Here is an 18,943-nt window from a genome sequence, read left to right on the forward strand (position 1 = left end):
TGAGATCGAAAAGAGTGGATTCGTGAGCAAAACGGGTCAGGCAGGCGCCGAGACGCCGACAGCTTCCGGCTTCGTGACGCGCAGGATTTCTTCAACGGACGAATCGCCGCTCAGCGCTTTGCGCCAGCCATATTGTCGCAACGTGAGCATGCCGTTCTTTTTGGCGATCTGTTTGATCTTGTGCGTACTGAGCCCTTCGTGAGCAAGCTCGCGGATTTCTTCGGTGGTGATCAACAACTCGTAGATACCCATTCGGCCGCGATAGCCGACTCCGCGACACTGGCGACATCCGGTCGGCTGCTGCAGTTTGCCTCCGGCCGCGATAAAGTCATCCCACGGAAAATCAGCCGGCAGTTCCCCACGCTTCGGCACATAGGCGACTTTGCAGTGCGGACAGAGCTTGCGAACCAGGCGTTGGGCCATCACGCCTTCAATCGTGCTGGCGATCAAAAAGGGTTCGACTCCCATATCGATCATTCGCGCAAAAGCGCCAGCCGCATCGTTGGTATGGAGCGTACTGAACACCAAGTGCCCCGTCAGGGAGGCTTGCACCGCGTTTTCGGCCGTTTCTTTATCACGAATTTCGCCAACCAGCACGACATCGGGGTCATGCCGCAAAATACTACGCAGCGAAGCGGCGAAGGTGAGCCCGATCTTGGGATGGACCTGAATCTGGTTGATCCCGTCCAGCTGATATTCGACCGGGTCTTCGGTCGTGATGATCTTGGTCGACTCGTCTTGGATTTCAAGCAGCGAGCTGTAAAGCGTCGTCGTCTTTCCAGAACCGGTCGGACCAGTCACCAGCACGATACCGTGCGGCAACGAAATAATGCTTTTGAATTGTTGATAGACGTCTTCGTCCATGCCGAGCGTGCGCAGGTCGAACGAGAGCGAACCCTTGTCGAGAATACGCATCACGATGCTTTCGCCGTGAATCATCGGGATCATCGAGACGCGGATGTCGATCTCGCGGCCGCGCACCTTCAGTTTGATGCGGCCGTCTTGCGGCAGACGTTTCTCGGCGATGTTCAAGCGCGACATGATTTTCAAGCGGCTGATGATCGCCGCCTGAAAATAGTTGATCTCCGGCGGGACTGGCTGCGAGTGGAGCATGCCGTCGATGCGGTACCGGACGACCAGGCCGTTGCCTTGCGATTCGATATGCACGTCGCTCGCGCGCGATTCAATCGCTTCAAACATGATCTCGTTGACCAAGCGGACGACCGAGGCCTCTTGGGCCATTTCGGAAAGTTCCGAGCCGTCCGATTCGATATCATCCAGCAGTTCGATATCGTTGTCGCCGTCTTCTTCCTTCAGCGCGAGCAGTCCTTCCACCGTCTCGCCGCCGACGCCCAAATTGGCTTTGATCAGCTTGGCGATCTCGACCCGCGAGGCCAGCACCGGCACCACCGACAAGCCGGTGACGGCGGCGACTTCGTCCAGCGGGTACAGATCAAACGGATCGCTGGTCGCAACAATCACACTGCCGTTACGGCGCTGCAGCGGAAATAGAGACTGACGATAGATCAACCGCTGCGGCAACGTTTTCAACAGCGAGAGATCGATATCGGCGGTGGTTAGATCGACAAAATCGAGCCCCACCTCCACGCCGAGCGCTTTCAGCGCGTCTTCTTCCTCGACAAATCCCAACTCCACCGCACGTTCGATCGCGTCTCCAGGCAGCTTTTGTTCGCGACGAACGATCTCTAACTGTTCGGCTGAGATCAATCCATGACGTACCAAGATTTCGCCGGCTTCAACCATGATTGGGGCAGTTAATGGGATAAGGGGTGAAAAGGAGGAGGCGGAACTTATTGTAACTGTTCGTCCCCCAGATTGGCTCATTTGTTCGCTAGATTGTTTGTCTACTAAGTTCCAACGCCGGAAATGGCGCCAAAGTTTCGCAAAACATGCAAACCGCGACGAAAAAACCCCTGGCCCGTGCGGGCGAACCAGGGGTTTTCTGGTTAATTTTCACTCGCACGCCTAGATGCTGTCGTCACCGGCAGGCGTTCGGCCGCGACGGTTATTCTGATTGCCGCGGTTGTTCGGGCCGCCTCGCCCGCCGAACTGCAATTCGTACGGTTCGCCGAGTAGTTCTTTCCATTTCGCTTGCTGCTCCGGCGTCAGCACGCTCAGCAGCTTTTCTTCCGCTTCTTTTTGGGCGGCCGCCAACTTCTCACGCAGCTCTTGGGTGACTTCTTCTCGCTTTTCACGCAACTGGGCGATCTGCTCTTCGGTCAAACCCAAAGCTTCGACAACGCGCTCATTGGTCAAAGCATTGGCTGCGCCCGTTCCGCCGCCAGGACCGCCGCCGCGAGCGACTTGCTGCTGTAACGCAATTTGCTTCAAGCGAGAAACTTGATGCGGCAGCAACACCTTCTCCATTTCAGACTTCACTTCGGTCTGAACTTCCGCCATTTTGGCCTGCATCGTTTCGCGAAATTCGGCCCGCTCTTCTTCGCTCATGTCGCGAAAATTGCCCATTCCTTGGAAGACTTCGCGCATTTTTTCGCGAACGGAATTCTGGATTTCACGGATCTCTTCATATTGGGCGTCGGGAATTTCCAGTTCTTCTCGAACTTGCTGGCTGTTCAACAGGCCAAACTCGTCACCGCCGCCGCCAGGTCCGCCAAATCCGCCGCCAAACCCACCACGTCCGCCGGGACCTTGGGCCAGCGAGAGGGAGCTGAGCGTAACCACAAGTGCCGCAACCATTAACGACAAACCGGCAAATCGATATTTCATGACCGTACTCTCCGCATCGAAAAGACGAAAAAAGCCTTAAAAGGCGTTTGTTGATGAATCTCCACCGTAAATCTAACCCGCAAGAGGGCCCGAGGTTCCGGCGATTTCGGCTTGATTCCGATAAAACCGAAACAACCGATCGACCGCTCGGTTAATAATAGGTATCTCTACTTGCTGCTTTTATTTCCGGCCCTCCTATGAGGACGATTCCGCGATGCGAAACTTCATTCTGCTGCTCGTTTTAGCTCTCTCGCTCCCTTTGATTGCCCAGGCCCAAGGTCCCGGTGGGGATCGTGGGAATTGGGGCGGACGCGGCGGTGATCGCGGCGGCGATGATCGTGGTAGAGACCGCGGCGGTGATCGCGGCGGCGATGATCGTGGTAGAGACCGCGGCGGCGATCGCGGAGGAGATGATCGTGGTAGAGACCGAGGTGGCGACGATCGACGGCGTAGTTTTGATCCGACCGAAATGCTGAAACGTATGGACCAAAACGGCAACGGTGTGCTGGATGATAACGAAGTTTCGGATCGGGCTCGCGGTTTTCTCGATCGGATGAAAGAACGCTCCGGCTATACCGACAAAGGCCCGATCAATATTGAGAAACTGACCGCCGCGATAAAAAAACAAAGCGAAGGAGCCGAGCCGGCAACCGTTCCCGGTTTTGGTGAGAGCGACGGCCTGGAAGCAGCCAAAGGATTTGACGCGCCCCCTCCCTACACCGGAATGGCGCTGGAAAACAAGTTTGACCAGAAGACGATCGACAGCGTCACCAGCATGCTGGACCGCTATGACAAAGACAAGAACGGCTTTCTCGACAGCTACGAATGGTCGGGCGCTCGCTGGCGCACTCCGCCGGAAGGTTCCGACCTGAACAAGGATGGTAAGCTCGATCGTCTGGAACTCGCCAAACGCGTTTCTGGTTTCTCGGCAGGTGGTGACAAAGACAAAGATGACGATGGCGGGGGAGATCGACGCGACTCCGGCGACAAAGGGGACGTGCGCGAAAACGCGAAAGCCCTGTTGAAACAACATGATAAAAACGGCAACGGCTACCTCGAAAAAGAGGAATGGTTCAAAAGCGATCTCGGCAACTACGACAAGAACCGCGACGGCAAAATCTCGACCGATGAACTGGCTAGCCGCATCTCAAGCTTCGCCAACCGGTCATCATTTGCGTCCAGCCGCGCCGAGGATCAAAAAGTCGAAACCTATCGCTTTTTGAGCCCGCTAGAGCGTCTACCGAAAGGGTTGCCCGATTGGTTTAACACGAACGACGCCGACGAAGATGGTCAGATTCACATGAGCGAATACTCGGTCGTCTGGTCTGACAGCAAAGCGGAAGAATTCGCCCGGTACGACCTGAACGGCGACGGCTTTATTACGGCCAAGGAAGCTTTAGGGGGCGGAAGTTCGACTTCGTCCACTTCCTCGACTTCGTCCAGCCGCACTTCTTCTTCGACCGCGTCGGCGGCGCCATCGGAACGGAGCGGCGGACCGCCGTCACGAGGTGATCGCCCGCGCAGCGGTTTTGGCTTCGGCCGTCGCTAGACCCCCAACATCAAAGTTCATTTCGCTACAACAGCCGCCTCTCGCCGAGCGGCTGTTGTTGTTTCTTGGACAAGCGGAGCCCCCAGACGCGAGTTTTGATGTGCGTTATTTGTGGCCGAATAGAGTTCGGGCGCCCCGGATAGCGGAGCTATCGCGGCCAACCAGGGAAATAGTGCAACCTCAAAACGCGATCTGCGATGAGGCTACTTCGCCGCTTGCTTCGCCGACTCGCCAACCGTTAGTTCGCCGTCGCTAGCGTTGTCTTCGATCGTCGCGGGGTCAAACACCGGCAGTGTGATGCGGAAGGTGGTGCCGACGTCGGGCGCGCTTTCGATCTGGATACTGCCGTCGTGCGATGCGATGACCGCGGCGCAGATGCTGAGTCCGAGACCGGTTCCTTGCGTCGGTTCGCCGGGAACTCGTCTGCGATCGCCGCGGTAAAAACGTTCAAAGACCTTCTCGTGATCTTCTTCCCGAATGCCGCACCCGTTGTCGGCGATCGAGAGCTCCACCGTCCCGTTGTCGGCCGACTTTTGGATCAGCACGTCAATCCGACCTCCCTCAGGCGTAAACTTGATCGCGTTGTCCAGCAGATTGTTGACCACCTGGCGAAGATGCTCGACATTGCCGCGCACCCAGCAAGATTCCATTTCGCTATGGAGCGTCAACCCATTCTCTTCGGCGGCGCCGCGGAACATATCGACCGACCTTTGCACAGCCAGATCCAACGACATCCGATGGAGATGAAAGAAACGCCGATCCGACTCGGTTTCGGAGAGCAGCAACAGTTGATTGACCAGCGTCTCGAGATGATAGTTCTCTTCGATCAGTTCGCCGAGCAACTCTTGATAATCTTCGACCGGCCGCGGTTCGTTCAGCGTTACTTCGATACTGCTGCGAATCGCCGCGAGCGGCGTGCGCAGTTCGTGCGCCGCATTGGCCAGCAGATCTTGTTTCCGTTCGACATGCACGGCGATTCGATCGAGCAGCCCGTTGATTGTCGCCGCTAGTTGATCCATCTCGTCGCCGGTTCCCCGCCAGGGCAAACGTTCTTCAAGATGGCTAGGTCGCAACCGGGCCGAAGCGTGAATCATGTCCGATAGCGGTTCGGTGGCGCGCCCGGCGAGCCAATATCCGCAGAGCGGCGCGAGCAATAATACGATGCCCGACGCGACCAAGACCTGACGATCGACACGCGTTAAATCGTCCCAAATCGGCCGCAAACTGGTTCCTAAACGGATCGACGCGATCCCTTCTTCCGGCTTGCCCAATTGGTGCTGTACGAATCGAATCGAACCAACTTCGATCGGTCGGGAATCGGCGATCTTCTTTGCGTAGTGCAGCGCCTCGTCCGGCGCTTTCGCGCTCGCCCAAATGACGTCCGAATTCTCGCCCATAAAAGCGACAAACCAACCATGCTGCAGGTGTCCTTCCGCATGCTGTTCGAGCGTCTGACGCATGTCGACCAGATCAATCGGACGTTCATTGAGCATCAATACGATTTGCCGCATATCCTCTGCTAGCAGCTGATCCACTTCGTGATAGAGCGCGTAGCGAACCCCTTCGCGCAGCCCCGCTAGCGTCGCTCCTGCAGCCAACAATACGACGATCGCATTCCAGACCATCAGCCGAAATCGCAGCGTTTGAGACGCGGTTTTCAGGGTCTTCCAACGTTCGTTGATCCAGAGAGAGGAGGGACTCATGCTTTACCTTCAAGTTTTCAAACTAAGCAGTCGTATATTTTGTGAATCGCAAACTCGATCGCTAGCACTACGTGAATTCGGGAAGACCAGGCGCCTTAAGGGATTTTAATAGTTGACATCGTCAAATGAGAAAGCCGATGAGAATCCAACACCCCACTCCCTACGCCTAATACAAAAAACTGTCGGAAGTATCATGATGATGCGCCGGATCGCGACCCTGATGTTCCTTCTTGCCTGTATAGGCTTTGTCCGCACGAGCTTTGGGCAGGAAGGCTACGTTGAAACCGATGTCGAACGACGTCTCCTCTCGATGGAGAGCGAAATCGAATTGTTGCGCAACGAATTGGCCGCCGCCAAAACGGTCGGCAGCGCCCCCTACCAAGAGGCCTCCTATTCGACAGCTGCGGAAGAGGCCGGTTGGGTGATAAACACCAACGTCGGCCTACCGCCGTGCCCTCCGGCCACAACTTATCCCACGTTGAAGGTCTCGGGCTTCTTTCACTTGGACTCGGATTGGTTCGACCAAAATCAGGCGAATATCGCTACGGTTGGCGACATCCAAGATGGTAGCGGCTTCCGTCGCTCGCGTTTGGGCGTGAACGGCAAAGTCGCCGAAAACGTCAACTACAACATGGAATATGATTTCGCAGTCAGCCAGGCCCGCTTCACCGACGTCTGGGTAAACTTTAGCGAAGTGGCCCTGCTGGGCAACGTTCGCATCGGTCGCTGGCGCCAGCCGTTCGGCATGGACGAATTGACGAGCGTGCGCGAACTGCCGTTTCTCGAACGTTCGCTGTTGTTTTCGATGTCTCCGTTCCGCCAAACCGGCGTCGGCTTCTACGATCACAGCGAAAGCGAAAACATGACCTGGGCCGCTTCGGTGATTCGCTATCAGACCGATAACTTTGGCAACACCGCCGGCGACAACGGCGGCTATGGTTTCGTTGGTCGTTATACGATGCTGCCGATCTATCAGGATGATGGCGAACGCCTGGTGCATTTGGGCGCCGACTATTACTATGTCGATCCCTCCTTAAATACTACTCGCTTCGCATCGCAACCTGAAATTCAAATCGTCGACAGCACCGGGTTCCAAGGAAACATTCTATCGAGCGTTCCGCCGTTCATCGACACCGGCGTGGTTCCGACCAACCACGTCAGCTCGTACCGCTTAGAAGCGGCCGCCGCCTATGGACGATTTTACGTCCAGTCCGAAGCGCAATGGCTGCAACTAGATCAGCTAGGCGGACCGAACCAAACGATCGAAGCGGCCTACATCCAAGGTCGCTACATCCTGACCGGCGAAAAGCTGCCGTACAATCGGAAGACCGGCGTATTTGGAGCGATCACCCCCTTCCACGACGTGAAGCCCTGCTACGGCGGAATCGGCGCCTGGGAAGTGACGGCTCGATGGTCCTATGCGGACTTCAATGGCGCGTGGATTGGCGCCAACGCCGGTCCTGGTCGTCAATTGAACGACGCGACGCTCGGCTTGAACTGGTACGTCAACAAGTTTACCAAGTTCCAGTTCAACTACATCCATGCGATGTTGAACGATCCAACTCTCGGCGACAGCAACGCGAACATCTTCGCCGCACGCTGCCAGCTGGCGTTCTAAGCAATTCCGGCGCGAAAGCGAGCTCACTTAGCCGGTTCGTAAAACGTAGCCCCTGCCCCGCACGGTGTGGATCAGGGGCTCGTCGAATCCGCGATCTACTTTTTGCCGCAGATGGTTGATGTGGACGTCAATGACGTTAGTCATTCCATTCCAGTCCTGCCCCCACAGATGCTCGTTCAGCATCTTGCGCGAGACGATCTGACCTGCATGCCGCATCAGCAGTTCTAAGATGCTGAACTCCGACGGCGAAAGATCAATCTCTTTGCTGCTGCGCGTCACTTTGCGACTCCCCAAGTCGAGCGCTAGTGGGCCTGCTTCGTAGTTGAGCGCCGGCCGCGGACTGGCTCTGCGCCACATCGCGTTGAGCCGCGCGAGCAGCTCCGGAAATGCGAACGGTTTCACCATGTAGTCGTCAGCGCCATGATCCAGCCCTTGGACGCGATCATCGACCGATCCCAGCGCCGTGAGAATCAACAGCGGAGTGCCGATTCCTTCGTCACGCAGCGTTTTGACGACCTCCAACCCGCCGATCCCAGGCAGCATCAGGTCAAGCAAGATCGCGTCATATTGCTGCGTCCTGGCGTATTCCAGCCCCTTCTCGCCGCTGCGGGTCCACGTACATTCGTGCCCGGCCTCGGTGAGCCCGCGTGACAATGACTTGCCCAGGAGTTGTTCGTCTTCGACGACTAAAATGTGCATTACGGCGACCCGAGCTTCGTTTGTACGTCCTAAGCGGCAGTTACTTTGCCGCTGAAACCATTGAATCTACCGTACTGGATGAACGTAACCGGGAGAACATGAATGTTTTTTAATTCTAACTACCTTTGCACTTCCTGGCATCTCGACGCAAAATTGCATCACCGTTGAATTGCACCGCTTCACCCCCTGCGAACGGCGAAAAACCGATTCCGCCATCGCGCTAGAAACAACACTGCTGAGCCCCCCATGATAACCTCCGCCCGGTTCCGCCGCTTCGCTCCCCATCGCGAAGTTTGGCAACATCCGTCGCGGACGGCACGCGTAACGCAAGCCCCGTAGCAGTCCCCAGCACCTGAGCGGCGGCGGCGACGTTGTCGCACAACGCCGCCGCGCAGGTTTGCTGAACAGGAACGCCCGCCGCAGAGAAACCGAAGCAAGACCCGCTGACTTACCGCAACAAAAAGTTTTCGCAATGGCAGCCGATAACGTCGCGAGCAGCATCGCAGGAGATCCGCTCAGCTTGCTGCGCGAATCCTCTCACGCTTTGCTGCAAACGGATTCTGAGCTCGCGATCATCAGCGGAGTTTTGTTACTGCTGATCGGTCTGCGTACGCTGCTGCAAGGGAAGTTCACTCGCTTGATTCCGGTCCCGTTGAGCGCGATCTTTCTCGCCGCTTTGCCAAGCGTCTACTTCGACGTCAGCTGTCCCGACTCAGACAAAACCGCGCTGGCGGAAGCGGAACCGTGCGACGTCCAGTCCAAATCGGACGCCGACTTCCTCTGGGCGCCAATCGACTATCGCCCTCGCGTTGTGCGAAACTCCACAACTTTGCAAATCGTCGAGGAACAAGCAGCTCAGACGCTGCGCAGCCGGAATACTTTTCTCCTTCGTGGGCCCCCTGCGGCCTAAACGCCGCTCTCTTTTCGCCCACCATGCCTTATTCACTTTCGTTTTGGATTCATCGCTGCTCGATCTCAGAAAAGTCATCTGTCCACGCGTTTGGCTTCCAACTTTGAGAACCTGCCGCGACCAAAACGTACGCCGGCGACGACTTCATGCAGGAAGTCCGCCCAAGATTCAAATCAACCCCACAACTTAGTACAGGTGAAGTATGCGTAAGCAGAAGCATCGCTCTGCTCAAAATGCGACCACCGGCCGCGGCCGGTGGTGGAAAGGCGCTTGCCTGGCGATTGTCCTTGTGACCGTCGGACAAAGCGCGTACTGGCTGACCAATACGGCGAAGGCTCAAGAGAAGGAAGCCTCCGCCGTTACTGCGGTCGTCTTGGGCCAATCGATGAAGAAGGAAGCGGAAGTCCCTGCGGCGAAAGCGGACGAACTGAAAAATCGCCCCATCGGCATGCGCGAGTTTCGCGCCGTCGTCGAAGTCGAGGATCCGTCGACACTAAAAGCCGGCGACGAAGTCGATATCTCGCTGGTCACGCTCGGCGGCGATCATGGCCACGTCGAAAAGATCTTAAAAAAGGTCCGCGTCCAATCGGTCGAAGTTCCCCGCGGCGAAAAGCCGGAACCGGAGAAAGTTGTCACCGCCGAGGAAGCCGGAGCCGAACACGTCACGCCAGAACTTTATCCGACGCGCGTCGTCACCCTCCAGGTGACCAGCGGTCAACTCGAGAAGGCCCGTGTCGCCGACGCCCAAGGCATCCTCCGCTTGTCGCCGTACGTCGATCATGCAAACGTCGGCATGTTAGAATCGATCGCAAGCAACTTTGTGGCCAACTTGTTTCAGCCGTTGTTGCTCTTCTTCTTCATGGGCTTCGCGATTCCGCTGTTGCATGTCCCCTTTGAATTTCCCAAAGCTTTGTATCAAAGCTTGACCATCTATTTGTTGGTAGCGATCGGCTGGCACGGCGGCGAGCTGATGGCCGCTTTGGCTCCATCAGAACTGGCGGTCGCCGGCGGATTGGCCGTAGTGGGGTTCATCGTGAACGGTCTCATCGGAATCGCAGCTACGTGGATGTTGCGAACCTTTACTCCGATGCGCCGGATCGATGCGGTGACCGTCGGTTCTTATTATGGCTCTGACTCGGCAGGCACCTTTGTAACTTGTTTGGGTATCTTGGCGACCTTGGGCATGCTGCACGACAGCTACATGCCGGTCATGCTGGCGGTCATGGAAATCCCCGGCTGTTTGGTCGGCTTGTTCCTGATCTCCCGTTTGCGGCGTCAAGGGATGGATATCTCGGGCAACATGCCGGACGAAGCCGGATATTCGGGACCTGCAAGCGGAGACGATTCATGGAACGACGGGGCTGGAACAGGCGAAGAGGATCCTTACGCGCATGACGACTCGAAGAAGCTCGTTCCTAAATCGGTCGGAGCGGCAGCCGCGCATAGCGGCGGAATTTTGAGCCCGAAGATCTTGCACGAAGTCTTCCTGAATCCAGGACTCTTCATGCTGTTTGGCGGTTTGGTCGTCGGCTTTATTAGCGGTCGCCAGGCGCTGGTCGATCCGCACGTTGTCGAAGGCCCCAACAACTTCTTTGTCATGATGTTCAAAGGAGCGTTGTGCTTGTTCCTGTTAGAGATGGGCATCACCGCATGCCGCCGTCTGCAAGACTTGAAGTCGGCCGGCGTCGGGTTCATCATCTTTGGTCTGCTGGCGCCCAACTTGTTCGCGTTGATGGGAATTTGCGCCCTGCACGCTTACAGCATGGCGCTGGGACATCACTTTGAAACAGGCACCTACGCGTTGATGGCGGTCCTTTGCGGAGCCGCATCCTACATCGCCGTTCCGGCGGTGCAGCGAATCGCAATTCCAGAAGCGAGCCCCACATTGCCGTTGGCCGCTTCACTAGGTCTGACGTTCACTTGGAACGTGACATTGGGGATCCCGATTTACATCGAGATGGCGAAGTTCGTCATCAGTACGTTCCCGGTTACCTAAGCCCAATTGCAATCATGGGATGGTTGTCGGCCGATTTTGGCTGCCCGCGGGTCGGTCGACAACCTCCGTTTTAAGAAAACAACGACCTTGGGAGATATTCCGTGTTTACTACCAAAAACGCGCGTCGCGTCACGATTGTGATGGACGCGGCGCTCAAAGGCTTCATGCTGGAGAAGCTCTCCGAGTTGGGAGTCCGCAGCTATAGCTTTATGAATTGTCATGGCCAAGGTCACCACGCGGTGACCGGCGATCTCTACAACGGCGACGATTTGCTTCGCCTAGAAATCGTGACGACCACCGAAATCGGCGCCAAGATCCTTGACTGGATTCATGCCGCTCAGTTCGCTCAACTCAGCCAATATGCGTTGTTCGCCTATGCGGACCACGTCGAAGTCGACGAACGCGACCAATCGTTTCGCAACACTCCGTAGCCGGCGCAATGAACTTCCCTGGCCCGCTCGGCGCGTTGCAACTCGCCTGGCGGGCGACCTTCTGCTCTTCGATTTGCACTTCGCAACCACCCACTGAAGGATTGCGCCGTCGTGTTCTCTAGCTTCGCTTACAACCCCAACAGCCAGTATTCGCTGGGCACGACCATGCAGCGTCCCAATGACGCAGACTCCGCCAAACAGGCGTTGGAACAAGGAAACCTGGCTTTCCGTCACTGGATCGCCAACGCGTTCACCGGCAACGAATCGACCGACGAAGTCGACTTGGCTCAACGTCGCGCCACGCTAGAGACTCTCTTCCCGACCGGCAAGGTTCCTAAGCAAACCCCGTTCGCCGCGGTGTTTGGCTGTTCTGACGCGCGCGTTCCGGTTCGCCAGTTGTTGGGGCAATCGGCGAACGATATCTTCGAGATCCGCACCGCCGGTCAGACGATGGGAGACGAATGCCTGGGCAGCGTCGAATATGCGCTTCGCCACATGCCGACCATCAAAACGGTCGTCGTCCTAGGACACGGCAGTTGCGGCGCCGTCTCTGCGTCGGTCGATTCGTATCTGACCAGCTGGGGGCTGAACCTGGGGCTCGCGTCAGTTGGACTGCGCAGCATTTTGCAACGCATTAACCCCGCGGTGGTCTTAGCCGCTCAATCGATTCAAGCATCCACCATCGGCGTCGACTTCCGCCGTGAGACCGATCGCAAACGCCTGATCGACGTCGCGACAACGCTGAACGCCGCCGCGTCGGCTCATCAATTAAAACTATTGGCCAACAGCGTCGACCGTTCCGATGTCAGCGTTCTGTTTGGCGTCTACGACATCGCGACGCACGCGGTCGTGCGCCCTCCGCTCCGCGCGGTCGACGGAGACGCGTGGGAAGATGGCCTGGCCCTAGCGCCCGAAGAAGATGACCTCTTAGAATCGCTCGCGGCGATTTCCGTCACCGCCGCCGATCGACAACCGCTCGGTTAACGGTTGGCCAGGATTCCAGCCCCTGGCGGATCGTTACTTCGCAACCCGCATCGAGTCTCCCTACCGCTTCGATGCGGGTTGCCGTTTTTCTTGCCCAGTCGTTTCTGGGCCCTCATTCTCTCTTCATAGCCTGAAGCGCGAGTTTTGAGGTTGCGCTATTTCCCAGGTTGGCCGCGATAGCTCCGCTATCGGGGCCGACGAAGTCGGTAAGAGGCATCGAGCCGCGGTCGGACGAACTTCGGTGTTCGCTATACCGTTGGAAATGGCGAAAAGCCCCTGAACTGCTTGCCGGGGACCAAGACCTCTTACGGCTGCGCCGCCCCGATAGCTCCGCTATCGCGGCCAACCCGACGTGGTTTGGCTAAAAATCGCAACTTAGAAGACGGAAGGTATAATAGACCGGCCCCCATTTTGACCGACAGCCAGAGTTCGCTATGCTTCGTTCCATTTTGATCCTCGCTTCCCTCCTCTGCGCTCCCTTGCCGATCGTGCAGGCGGCGCCGCTGCAGCGATACGAGAGCGTTCGCCCATTGATGGGAACCGTGGCGAAAGTGATCGTCTACGCCGATTCGCCCACCGCCGCCCACCAAGCGATCGACGCGTCGTTCGCCGAGATGAATCGCCAGATCGCAATTCTTAGTGACTATGAGTCGACCTCCGAGGTTTCTCGGCTCGGCCAAATCAGTCCTGGCAAAACGGACATCGGGCCAGAGCTCTGGGATGTGCTTTCGTATTCCGAGAAAATCAGCCAAGCGACCTGCGGCGCATTCGATGTCACCATCGGCCCGCTCACCAAAGCCTGGCGCCGGATGCGGCGCCGTCGGCAGATCGATCCACAAGAAATCGCCGACCATTTGCCAGCCGTCGGTTACGCCAAACTAAAGCTTGACCCGGCCTCTCACACCGCCGAGCTAACGACCGCCAACATGCGTCTCGATCTCGGCGGAGTCGCCAAGGGTTACATTATCGACGCCGGCTTAAAAACGTTACGCGATCATGGCCTCAAGCACGCACTAGTCGATGCAGGCGGAGACATGGCGCTGGGCGCCGCGCCCCCGCAGTCCGCCGGCTGGAAGATCTCGGTCGCCCAGTCCAAACAGCCTGGCGCCGAAGTGATGATCGTCGAACTAGCCAACTGCGGCGTCGCAACCTCTGGCGACGCCTACCAGTTTGTCGAAATCAACGGCGCCCGCTACTCGCACATCCTCAATCCCCACACCGGATACGGCGTCACGACCAGTCGCACAGTAACGGTCTTCGCCCCCACCGCAATGCAAGCCGACGCCTGGGCTTCGGCGATCAGCGTCTTAGGCCCCCAACAAGGCTTCGCCGCATTAGCCCAACACCCCAACCACGCCGCCGCCGTCACCACGCTCGAACAAGATAAATTGGTGGTCGAGAAAAGTAAGAATCTAGACAACTGGCTAACAGCGCATTAGCTTTCTCCTCATAGCCCGAAGCGCAAGTTTTGAGGTTGCGCTATTTGGCCGAACGGATTCCGGGTGGCCCGGATAGCTCCGCTATCGGGGCCGACGAAGTCGGTAGGAGACGTCGAGCCGCGATTGGGCTTACTTCGGTGGTCGCTACATCGTTTGAAATGGCGAAAAGCCCCTGAACTGCTTACGGGGAATCAATGCCTCTTACGGCTGCGCCGCCGCGATAGCGGAGCTATCGCGGCCAACCAGGGAAATAGCGCAACCTCAAAACTGGCGCCGCGGGCTATGAAAAGAAGCGCCAGCCAGATTTTCAAATATCGCGAGCAAGGGCAATGCGTCCGGCACGTCAGCATCGCCCCATCACGTCTCAACCGGGCTTAAAGCGGTTGAAAGGGGCAGATCACTTTTTCGTTTTGGCGAGGATTTCTTTTGCTTCTGAGGCCCCAATCTCGCGTACGAAAATATTTCGCCAAGAGATTTGGCCTCCATGCGTTTGCAGCATAATTGGCCCTTTAGGTGGAAGCGGTTGACTTCGCCCCCAGAAGTTCTCCATGATCGCATTGTCGACTACAAGTTTCCCGTTCAGCCAAACCGACGTCCAGGCGCCAATTTGTCGAATACGCAGTTTATTCCATTCGCCAAAAGGGAGATCGGCTAATTCGAGCGGGTCACGACCTGGGGCCCCTGGAGTGTTGTTGTACAAACCCCCGGAACCAAGATGAGGTTTTCGGTCCGGACTTTGCGCGTTGAATTTTTGATTCGTATCCCAAATTTGTATTTGGGGTGCGCCTCTTAAATAGACCCCGCTATCAGCCCCAGGCGCCGTCTTGTATTCCAGTTGTAATTCAATATCGCCAAAATCATCTTCTGTAGTTGCATAGGGTCCCTTGCCATCGTTGACAAGGCTTCCATCTTCGACTCTCCAATATTTTGAAAACTCGGCTCGCTGCTTGAGCAAGTTCTTGTCTTTTTCCTCACCTACTAATTTGGCGGACAGGTGTGGATTTAACCCATACCATCCGCTAAGGTCATGCCCGTTAAACAAAGCACGAAACCCTTGAGGCGGCATAGGTTCCGCCGAATATCCAGGAGTTGGCGCTAAGTCCATAGCAAGGATCAAAGCAAACAAACATCGAGTTGCGAAATGAAAATCAAGCTTCATCGTAATTCCAGAGTAGGACAGCGAAGTTTAAAGCCGTGAAATCATGCCAAGTTGTGAGTAGGTCAAAAGGCCGTCGGCAGATCGCTCGGGCTAACAACACGAAAACAATCATTCGCGCGGTCGCCGAATCAAATTCACCGGAGGAAAGCGAAGCCATGCGTGTCGCGGCAGCGCTGTCTCTGCGGGAAGTCAATCGACTCTCCATGCAAACATTGACGCAATGCTCAAAGAACGGCAAGCTTACTGAGTTGGATATTTGTCGCGGTCGGCTTCGATATCAAAGTCGAATGTATTTTCACCCGGTTCGATCGTTACGAACTCCGTCCCCTGAGAATATTCGGGAGGAAATCGCTCCGGCTCCCCTAAGCTACTCACTCCGTCATCGTCGCGGAAAGGCGAAACATAGGTCGATAGGACCACCCGGTTTTCACCAAGCTTGGCGCCCTTCACGCCGGGGGTGTAGTTTAGCTCATAAGATCCGTCCGCTTTCGTTATCGCCATGGCGGATCTTCCTCCAGCGACCGGGGAAAAAATGACCACGGCATCTTCTACTGGAGCGCCGTTGATCTTGATGACGCCGACAACGTGACCGTATTCGCTGCTGTTAAAGTTGCAACCAATCGCTGACAGCAATAGGCTGCACAGACTGATACAAATCAGGGAATAATTCATGGCACTCACTTCGTGAGAATAAGGGAATGTCAGTGGACGAAGAGCCGTGGTTGCATAATGGCGAAAGCTCCACCCCTCGAAACAAATCTAGGCAGGTGGAGCTTACGGCTTTTAATATAGGCTTAGAAAGAATTTAAGACTTGCCCATCGTCCTTTTGGATCAGCCGCTCAAACGTACTGTTCGCTGCTCCAAAGTTGCTGCCATCGGGATTATGATCGATCGTATCTGGAATGAAATGCACGGAACCATCCACCAGAACGAAGTTGACTCCGCCCGAATGATTCGAGGCGAATCCCTGTCGATGAGAATTGTTGGCGTCACTGACCGTCGAATTAATGGGGTAGTACCCCGAACCAGCCACATAAAAATATCCCACTTCGGCGCCGGTCGGCTGGTCTCCATCGTCATTGCCAGCATGCCCAAAGACGACGCCGCTGCCAATCAACTCGCCTCCCAATTCATAACAACGTTCGCCAATGAGCAAAGTGTTGGTGAGGCCATCAGTAATATCGGCAAATCTTACCGGAGGGTTCATGCGGGTCCAGACGAAGCATCCATCGGGGCGATTGGTGCTACTACCCCGGTAAATCTTATCCTTGTCGTTGACGACGACATAGTCGGACCGAGCGAGAAACGTATCACCGTTGCCGCTATCGTAAGGAATGGGCTTCGAGTCGTTCAGTTCAGGTCCAGAAGTCGATGGGCAGATGAACGCTGAAATGGGCGTTTGCAGAATTGGCTTCAGGGCAGGATCGGCCGCCGCGGCGTGCAAGGTGTTTCCTGTCGCTTTGCGCGGCCAGTAGTCGCTAGTCACAACCCCCGACGTGGGATTGAGCGCTTCGACCGTGCTATTAAGTTCCATTTGAGGCATCACAAGAACAGCCCAACCCCAGTTGGCCTGGGTATCATCGTTGCCCCAATCTTCATGGCTCATGGGGGGCAACTTGCCATAGGTGTCATGGAAGTTGTGCATCGCCAGACCCAACTGCTTTAAATTGTTGGTGCATTGCATGCGCCGCGCGGCCTCACGCGCTTGCTGAACGGCAGGCAACAAGAGAGCAATGAGTGTTCCGATAATGGCGATGACCACCAACAGCTCAACCAAAGTAAACGCACCGCGTGCGTGGGGGAGCCTCTGAAAACGCTGCGGCGAAGATCCGCAATATGACTTACTGAACAACATTAATAATCTCCTAAATGATTAAATCGCTAAGAAAACAAATGGGATACTAGTGTTGCAGTGATGGGTGAAATTCGTCTTGAGCCTGTGCAGGGCGTAAGGAATTTCCCTTTCAGTGAGCATGCATTCCGCAAAAACTAATTCACGGAAACCATGTGAATGAAGGGGAAACTCGCCGACCAATGATTTGATCCTGGCGTCTACACGCCAGGCACGGTCCAACCAGCCCGGTAGTCCTTCCTCAGAAACTGGTTTGCCTCCGGAGCGTTCGTGATTTTCATTTTGGAGGAATCCCAGTCCAATGACTGTGTCGGTAGACGACTGGCGACAATTCCTAACAGAACTGCCTCCGTTAGCGGTCCTGAGTAACTGAACGAAGAGGATGTCTCCGCTTCTCCGCGACAGGCATCTGCCCATGCGGTGTAATGGTCCCGCCCTTCGACTTCAGCGACTGGATACTCTTCAAATGCTTCTTGAGGCGAGAGCATTGGAGCGCCAACGTGCGGGAGGATAAGATGCCCCTTTTCTCCAATAAACACGGAGCCTGCCTTGGGTATCTTAACCCCTTCCGGCAAGGTCAATTGCTCGCGCGTAGGCCGATGATCTACTCCACTATACCAAGTGACGTTAATTGTCGGATCAGCAGTATACTGCGTGCCTGGGAAAATATATTTTACGATGTTTGTCTTTGGCCAGACTTCCTTGTTCAAAACCGGATTTTCTGCAACGAGCGAAGTCGGCGCTGTCAGCTCCAATGCAGTAAAGACAGGATCCAGAATATGGCAGGCGAAATCCCCGAGTTTGCCGGTACCAAAATCTTGCCAGTTTCTCCAATTGTAAGAATGGTAGCATTTCGAGACATAGGGGCGCTCGGGAGCGACTCCGAGCCAAAGATCCCAATGGACCTTGGGGGGAACAGGATCACTGCCTGGGACTCGATCGTCCCAGAGATTCCATGACGTACCTCCGCTTTGCCACGAATACACCTCACGGATTTTGCCAACTGCCCCATCCTGCAGTAGTCGAACAGCAGTACGATAGAACTCGTGCGATTGGATCTGATTACCCATTTGCGTGACGACCCCCATCTTCGCGGCGGCCTCTTTCATTGCGCGGGCCTCAGCCACACTATGCGCCAATGGCTTTTCGCAATAGACATGCTTATCTAGCGCCATAGCGGCCAGGGAAATCGGGGCATGCATGTGATCTGGAGTCGCAACAATCACGGCGTCGATATCTGACTGCTCCATCATCTTTCGCCAGTCAACATAACGCTTCGCTCGGGGAAATTTTTCAGCAGCCCGCCCAAGATTATTGGGCCCTTCATCGATATCGCACAGCGCGACGATATTTACATAAGGACTAGCGGAAACCGAATTCAGATCTGACCAACCCTTTCCTCCTACTCCTACGGCTGCGACGTTCAGCTTGCTGTTTGCAGGAGCAGCATGCGAAATCCCGCATACCAGAGCGGCCCCACTCAATGAAGATGATTTCAGAAAGTTTCTTCGCGTAAGCATTGCCATAAGAGCAAATCCTCCAAAAGATTTGTATTTCTCAGCGGTTCGCTATCAAGGATATTGCAGAGCTATCTTAAAACTACTATTTCTAAAGTCCAGCCTTCTCTCTTCTAACCTCTCCGCAAAACTGATTTGACCAAACTCACCAAGAAAAAAAGCGGCCATTCACTGGCGCCCACTATTGTACCTAAGGTGATGTCACGTGTCATCAACTTTTTACGCACCTTCTTCATTTTGTATAAAGACAGTATTGCGCTGCGAAACGCCCGCCAAACGAGCAAAAATTGGAAGGGAGCCTTGGCGCATAATCAATGCGCCGGGAACTCCAGGCGTC

The 18,943-nt window shown here is 55.8% G+C and carries 16 protein-coding genes; 8 read left to right on the plus strand and 8 right to left on the minus strand.

Translation table 11 applies throughout. The annotated features are described in order from the left end of the window. Nucleotides 1-36 precede the first annotated feature (36 nt). Nucleotides 37-1,743 carry a GspE/PulE family protein gene (locus M4951_RS13845; protein WP_262022244.1) on the minus strand — a complete coding sequence of 569 codons (1,707 nt, stop codon included), beginning with the start codon at nt 1,741-1,743 and terminating at the stop codon, nt 37-39. A gap of 243 nt (nt 1,744-1,986) precedes the next feature. Continuing rightward, complete coding sequence (locus tag M4951_RS13850; RefSeq protein ID WP_262022245.1) at nt 1,987-2,748, minus strand: hypothetical protein; 762 nt, start codon at nt 2,746-2,748, stop codon at nt 1,987-1,989. 293 nt (nt 2,749-3,041) lie between these two features. Between M4951_RS13850 and M4951_RS13855 the strand changes: the two genes are divergently transcribed. Then, nucleotides 3,042-3,224, plus strand: coding sequence for a hypothetical protein (locus tag M4951_RS13855; RefSeq protein WP_262022246.1), 183 nt, complete (start codon nt 3,042-3,044; stop codon nt 3,222-3,224). Then, complete coding sequence (locus tag M4951_RS13860) at nt 3,218-4,297, plus strand: hypothetical protein (protein ID WP_262022247.1); 1,080 nt, start codon at nt 3,218-3,220, stop codon at nt 4,295-4,297. Before M4951_RS13855 ends, M4951_RS13860 begins: the two co-directional genes overlap by 7 nt. A 203-nt stretch (nt 4,298-4,500) precedes the next feature. On the opposite strand, the gene M4951_RS13865 is transcribed toward M4951_RS13860, so the two are convergent. Continuing rightward, complete coding sequence (locus tag M4951_RS13865; protein WP_262022248.1) at nt 4,501-6,000, minus strand: sensor histidine kinase; 1,500 nt, start codon at nt 5,998-6,000, stop codon at nt 4,501-4,503. A 193-nt stretch (nt 6,001-6,193) separates the two neighbouring features. Here M4951_RS13865 and M4951_RS13870 point away from each other — a divergent pair, with 193 nt between their 5' ends. Further along, nucleotides 6,194-7,618 carry an OprO/OprP family phosphate-selective porin gene (locus tag M4951_RS13870; protein WP_262022249.1) on the plus strand — a complete coding sequence of 475 codons (1,425 nt, stop codon included), beginning with the start codon at nt 6,194-6,196 and terminating at the stop codon, nt 7,616-7,618. 27 nt (nt 7,619-7,645) lie between these two features. On the opposite strand, the gene M4951_RS13875 is transcribed toward M4951_RS13870, so the two are convergent. Beyond that, the gene (locus M4951_RS13875) at nt 7,646-8,317 is read right to left on the minus strand and encodes a response regulator transcription factor (RefSeq protein ID WP_262022250.1); all 672 of its coding nucleotides are present in this window, start codon (nt 8,315-8,317) and stop codon (nt 7,646-7,648) included. Nucleotides 8,318-8,789: 472 nt separating this feature from the next. On the opposite strand from M4951_RS13875, the gene M4951_RS13880 reads away from it, so the two are divergent. The 5 genes from M4951_RS13880 (at nt 8,790) to M4951_RS13900 (ending at nt 14,077) form a co-directional block, all read left to right on the plus strand. Continuing rightward, the gene (locus tag M4951_RS13880; protein ID WP_262022251.1) at nt 8,790-9,227 is read left to right on the plus strand and encodes a hypothetical protein; all 438 of its coding nucleotides are present in this window, start codon (nt 8,790-8,792) and stop codon (nt 9,225-9,227) included. Between the two features lie 202 nt (nt 9,228-9,429). Continuing rightward, the gene (locus M4951_RS13885; protein WP_262022252.1) at nt 9,430-11,223 is read left to right on the plus strand and encodes a sodium-dependent bicarbonate transport family permease; all 1,794 of its coding nucleotides are present in this window, start codon (nt 9,430-9,432) and stop codon (nt 11,221-11,223) included. 101 nt (nt 11,224-11,324) lie between these two features. Further along, nucleotides 11,325-11,654, plus strand: a complete 330-nt coding sequence (locus tag M4951_RS13890) for a P-II family nitrogen regulator (RefSeq protein ID WP_262022253.1) — start codon at nt 11,325-11,327, stop codon at nt 11,652-11,654. 111 nt (nt 11,655-11,765) lie between these two features. Continuing rightward, nucleotides 11,766-12,638, plus strand: coding sequence for a carbonic anhydrase (locus M4951_RS13895; protein ID WP_262022254.1), 873 nt, complete (start codon nt 11,766-11,768; stop codon nt 12,636-12,638). A 434-nt stretch (nt 12,639-13,072) separates the two neighbouring features. Then, on the plus strand, nt 13,073-14,077 hold the full coding sequence (locus tag M4951_RS13900) for an FAD:protein FMN transferase (protein WP_262022255.1): 1,005 nt from the start codon (nt 13,073-13,075) through the stop codon (nt 14,075-14,077). A 397-nt stretch (nt 14,078-14,474) separates the two neighbouring features. Here M4951_RS13900 and M4951_RS13905 read toward each other — a convergent pair whose 3' ends face one another. From M4951_RS13905 to M4951_RS13920, 4 genes are all read right to left on the minus strand, one after another. Beyond that, nucleotides 14,475-15,236, minus strand: coding sequence for a DUF1080 domain-containing protein (locus tag M4951_RS13905; protein ID WP_262022256.1), 762 nt, complete (start codon nt 15,234-15,236; stop codon nt 14,475-14,477). 240 nt (nt 15,237-15,476) lie between these two features. After that, nucleotides 15,477-15,908 (minus strand): carboxypeptidase regulatory-like domain-containing protein, encoded by a 432-nt coding sequence (locus tag M4951_RS13910; protein WP_262022257.1) that lies wholly within the window; start codon nt 15,906-15,908, stop codon nt 15,477-15,479. 122 nt (nt 15,909-16,030) lie between these two features. Beyond that, complete coding sequence (locus M4951_RS13915) at nt 16,031-17,092, minus strand: DUF1559 domain-containing protein (protein WP_262022258.1); 1,062 nt, start codon at nt 17,090-17,092, stop codon at nt 16,031-16,033. 197 nt (nt 17,093-17,289) lie between these two features. Beyond that, on the minus strand, nt 17,290-18,615 hold the full coding sequence (locus M4951_RS13920; RefSeq protein WP_262022259.1) for a Gfo/Idh/MocA family protein: 1,326 nt from the start codon (nt 18,613-18,615) through the stop codon (nt 17,290-17,292). Between the last annotated feature and the right edge of the window lie 328 nt (nt 18,616-18,943).

The organism is Blastopirellula sp. J2-11 (genome assembly GCF_024584705.1).
Classification (GTDB): domain Bacteria; phylum Planctomycetota; class Planctomycetia; order Pirellulales; family Pirellulaceae; genus Blastopirellula.

Bases quoted from the DNA above. Each gene is read 5' to 3' on its own strand.
- M4951_RS13850 (WP_262022245.1), bottom strand. From the start codon at position 2,748: ATGAAATATCGATTTGCCGGTTTGTCGTTAATGGTTGCGGCACTTGTG.
- M4951_RS13860 (WP_262022247.1), top strand. From the start codon at position 3,218: ATGCTGAAACGTATGGACCAAAACGGCAACGGTGTGCTGGATGATAAC.
- M4951_RS13865 (WP_262022248.1), bottom strand. From the start codon at position 6,000: ATGAGTCCCTCCTCTCTCTGGATCAACGAACGTTGGAAGACCCTGAAA.
- M4951_RS13870 (WP_262022249.1), top strand. From the start codon at position 6,194: ATGATGATGCGCCGGATCGCGACCCTGATGTTCCTTCTTGCCTGTATA.
- M4951_RS13875 (WP_262022250.1), bottom strand. From the start codon at position 8,317: ATGCACATTTTAGTCGTCGAAGACGAACAACTCCTGGGCAAGTCATTG.
- M4951_RS13880 (WP_262022251.1), top strand. From the start codon at position 8,790: ATGGCAGCCGATAACGTCGCGAGCAGCATCGCAGGAGATCCGCTCAGC.
- M4951_RS13885 (WP_262022252.1), top strand. From the start codon at position 9,430: ATGCGTAAGCAGAAGCATCGCTCTGCTCAAAATGCGACCACCGGCCGC.
- M4951_RS13900 (WP_262022255.1), top strand. From the start codon at position 13,073: ATGCTTCGTTCCATTTTGATCCTCGCTTCCCTCCTCTGCGCTCCCTTG.
- M4951_RS13905 (WP_262022256.1), bottom strand. From the start codon at position 15,236: ATGAAGCTTGATTTTCATTTCGCAACTCGATGTTTGTTTGCTTTGATC.
- M4951_RS13910 (WP_262022257.1), bottom strand. From the start codon at position 15,908: ATGAATTATTCCCTGATTTGTATCAGTCTGTGCAGCCTATTGCTGTCA.
- M4951_RS13915 (WP_262022258.1), bottom strand. From the start codon at position 17,092: ATGTTGTTCAGTAAGTCATATTGCGGATCTTCGCCGCAGCGTTTTCAG.
- M4951_RS13920 (WP_262022259.1), bottom strand. From the start codon at position 18,615: ATGGCAATGCTTACGCGAAGAAACTTTCTGAAATCATCTTCATTGAGT.